A 792-nucleotide genomic window follows, 5' to 3' on the forward strand; every position below is an offset into this window, starting at 1 on the left:
TACTGATCTGACCGTTTTTGAACAGCTCATTAACCAAAGTATGGTCTTCTGTAAGCTGACGTACCGCTCCTTTGGAAATGACATAGGCACGACTGTCACCGATATGTCCGATAATTCCGGATGCGTCGTTTAATAAAACCGCAACAACTGTCGTTCCCATATTATGATACTTTTCATCGCGTGCAGCCGTCTGGAAGATGACTTCATTGGCATGCAAAATAGCGTCGCTGAGCGCCGCCGTCAAAGAATGTGCGGATAATCCGCTCTCCAGCGTCGCCAAATCAGCGGCAAGTGTCTCTACCGCAAGGCGGCTGGCCGTATCACCGGCCAAATGCCCCCCCATACCATCGGCAACAATCCCAAGGATATAGCCTTGCTCCAAGTGCCTGATCCAGGCAGAATCCTCATTCACCGAACGTACACGTCCGACATGGCTGACATGAACTGTTTTGATCAAATGGTTTCACCCCAACTCCATATGCTTTGCACGCAACTGACCGCAAGCAGCGGCAATATCGTGACCCTGTTCACGCCGGATCGTCACATTGACGCCTTTTTCGGCAAGAATACGTTGGAAATTAAAAATATCACTGCGTGATGTGCGTACATACTTGCGCTCAGGCACATGATTGACTGGAATCAAATTGACGTGACACAGCATGTCCTTTAACACATCTGCTAGCTCTTCAGCATGTTCTGCCTGATCGTTTACCCCACCAATCAGGGCATATTCAAACGAAATTCTCCGCCCCGTCTTAGCAAGATAGTAACGTAGAGAATCCATAACATCCT

At 48.6% G+C, this 792-nt stretch carries 1 protein-coding gene and 1 pseudogene; both read right to left on the reverse strand.

Annotation, left to right across the window (positions count from 1 at the left end):
* Positions 1–457: protein phosphatase 2C domain-containing protein (locus tag GRP75_RS28455; RefSeq protein ID WP_160791054.1), on the reverse strand; the 457-nt coding region annotated here is incomplete at its 3' end.
* A 6-nt stretch (positions 458–463) separates the two neighbouring features.
* Positions 464–792 (reverse strand): annotated as a pseudogene (locus tag GRP75_RS28460) (dual-specificity RNA methyltransferase RlmN); the annotation flags it as partial.

This window comes from Paenibacillus sp. OT2-17 (assembly GCF_009827695.1).
In the GTDB taxonomy this organism is placed as follows: domain Bacteria; phylum Bacillota; class Bacilli; order Paenibacillales; family Paenibacillaceae; genus Paenibacillus; species Paenibacillus polymyxa_B.